This window comes from Plectonema cf. radiosum LEGE 06105 (genome assembly GCF_015207665.1).
Lineage (GTDB): Bacteria > Cyanobacteriota > Cyanobacteriia > Cyanobacteriales > Nostocaceae > Rivularia > Rivularia radiosa_A.
Window position 1 is genome coordinate 1 of sequence record NZ_JADEWL010000277.1, and the last position, 3,097, is coordinate 3,097.

At 42.9% G+C, this 3,097-nt stretch carries 1 protein-coding gene; it reads right to left on the reverse strand.

From position 1 onward, the window contains the following. Window positions 1-224: 224 nt before the first annotated feature. Window positions 225-2,768, reverse strand: coding sequence for a hypothetical protein (locus IQ247_RS31870; protein ID WP_228060231.1), 2,544 nt, complete (start codon window positions 2,766-2,768; stop codon window positions 225-227). Window positions 2,769-3,097: the final 329 nt, after the last annotated feature.

Consider the following 3,097-nt stretch of genomic DNA (forward strand, 5'->3'; position numbering starts at 1 on the left):
GGTGGGAGAAGGGGGAGTTTGTGCAAATACTCCCCAAGGTAAAACTCCGTTGAAACAAGTAGCTAACCCCAAAGGCAGAACGTAAAATATTTTTTTATTCGGGAAAAGCGAACAACTCACCTTTAACCTTTGACCTATAACCTTTGACCTTTTAGACCTTTTTTTCGACATTGCTCACATCCTGTGACACCACATTTAAGTAATTCGTAATTCGTAATTCGTAATTACTTTTTCAGATTGTTTATCAGCTTGACTTGAGAAGATTTGATATTGGGGATTTGGGATTGAGTATTACTTGTGGGAAATTCCTCTGTTCCCTGTTCCCTTCTCAACCGATTAACCAGTTGACTAGATTGATTTTTCTTCAAACGTTCAGTTAACTTTGTCTTGGGTTTCTCCGATTGAGAACCATTTCTTACCAAAGGTGAAACCTCGGATTCCTGCTCTTGCTTTGGTACGGGTTTTTGCAATCCAAATCCGCCGAACAATTCGTTAAGCTTCAAGCTGACGTTGAGATACAATCCACCTTCGGAGCGATATCCGGTAAAATCGCGATCGTCTACGCTACCAAAGGCATAACCTACTCCCAAACGTAAGTCTGGAGTTAAGTAATATCCACCTTCTACGGCAACTCCAAATTCGTCGAAGTCCGCATTATTATTGGAATTTTGACCAATCCAGCGTCCTTCTACTGCTAAGTCGGTGCGGTAGCCTAATCTATAGGTAGCTCGTGCTTGGGCTAAATTGACAGTTCCGTCATAGCGTTCTCTGTCAAAATAAGTTACACCGTTACGCAAAGCATATTTACCAAAAAATTCCCATCTCCAAGAAGGAGCATAGATTGCTTCTGCTGAAAATACGTGTCCGGTGGCTGTAGAACTTCCGGTAAACTGATTTTCCGGTATAGAATCAAAGTTTTGTCGCCATTCGTATTTGAGCAAGCCGTTAAATTTGTCGTTGGTTGGGTCACGATAAGCTAAACCAATTTTTAAATTAGCGGTGTCTCCCAATTCTTCAAATCTTACTCCCTCAACTCCTTGCAAGTCATTGACTCTAGAAGGTAAAAATACGTTGGCTTCACCTGCTTGTTGATAACGTACCAATGCAGTTAATGCTGGTGAAATTTTACCTGCTGCACCCGCAGAAATAAAGGTAGTGTTACCTTCTTCTCCATCGCGTAATTCAAACCTACCGCTGGCTTTAAAGTCTGGATTGTCGGTATATTCCAAGCCGACGCTGTACACGGAACCAGAAAATAATCCCAAGGAAGATGCTGTTTGTCCGACTGCGTAATATTGCGGTATTTTATCTCCTGCGGCAGTTGCATTAAAGATGTTTCTAAATACGTATTGATAGCCCAAACTCAACCGCAAACCTGGCGCGATGGGCATTCCGTGGTTAACTCCCAATGCACCTTGTCCCTGCATACCATTGAAGCCGGAGAGTACCGAATACCGTCCGTTAAAGGTAGTATCTTTAGCTAAGTTGTAATCAAGTAAAGTATCTAAAGTAGTCAAAGAATTTCCAGGTAACAAGCTGGTATCGTCGTACCATTGATGTGCCAATCTAAAAGTGACTCCATCAAAGGCTTGCCAATCTAACCCTAATGTGGTTCTGTTGGGATAAAGTGGGTCGGAACCGTCTATATTGGCTTCATTTTGTGCTTGGAAGGTCAAAGATTGAGTTAAAGGCACTTTCAACCGCGAAACAATTTGCTCCGCATCGCCGCTTAAACCATTATCTGTGCTGTCTTCCCGCGAACGGTTGACGTATTCGACGCTAGCATCTGCAAAGCCAAATTTTTGTAAAATACCCGCTCGAAAAGTCTTTAATTCGTTATCCAAAGCTTCCCCAGGACGTGCTTGGGGTTGGGGGTCGAATAAATCAAAGAAGTTTACTAAACCTGTAGCTGCTCGACCGAAGTTTTCTTCTACATCGTAGGATACACCTAGAGTTGTGGTATCGGTTAATTTACCCAGCAACCCCGCACCGTAACGAGTTTGTCCGGGTGAAAAGCTGAAAGTCGCGTTGTTATTAAAATTCTCCTCCACCGAACGGTAATAAGCATTTAAGTTCACGCGGTTCCCTAAATTACCAATCCCTTCTATCCGATAAGCATTCCCGGTTGTTGCGTCTCCACCACCGATATTGCTTTCGGAACGAGCGTATTCACCGAGAATCTGACCCCAGCGACCGAAGGAAAATTGGAAATCTGCTCCATACAATTCAAAATCGCGATCGCCTTGGTCTTCTCTCAAATAAGAACCAGCGATAAATGACTTATTATCAAAGTCTTGGGAAATATTAAATTGCGCTCTTGCACCGTAAATATCGCCATCTTCGCCAAATTCCGGCTGGTAGGTGACAACAATTTGTCTTTGCAGAGTTGCTCCAAAAGGATTAAGTTCTGTTGCCAAAATTGGACTAAAGAGCGTAATTGTGCCTCGGTCGTAATCGATCGAATAATCTCGACCGCGATATAGTTGCTGTCTTTTAACAACAGTACCCGGACGATTAATTTCTTCTGCTTCTAAATAAACATTCTCACTTCCAGGAACCAACAATCGTCGCGATAGAAAATAATTACCACTGATACCTATAGGTACAAAAGTATCTCGCTGGAAACCTTCGACGTTATTGGCATACAAACCAGTTATCTGCAATGGACCAAAACTATAATTACCTTTGAAACCATGCAATTGCCGAGAAGTCGCACCGTAAAGCTGGGAAGGTCGAGAAAATTCCTCGGTGTTGTAATCTCCCCACATGGCATAATCTGGGTCTGCTCCAGGTACCTTAGAACTGCGTTCAAAACGAGCATAAAAGCTGTCTATGGAAGGTGTGGTGGGTGTGACTGTAGAACTATCACCATATACAGGATATTGCTGTTCGCAAAACTGAATCCCGCCAAATAAACTGTTTCTCCCCTCACAATCCTGATTAATCGGTCGCTCGCTATTAAATGCACCATTGACATCCTCCCACCGCTAATCAGGAGTACCTGATATAGCGGGGGATTCCCTCATATCACTATGAAGGGCTTTCTCTTTCTACGAGTTGACTTGCTTTTATGAGTCTCCTCACTCAAGTATTGGTC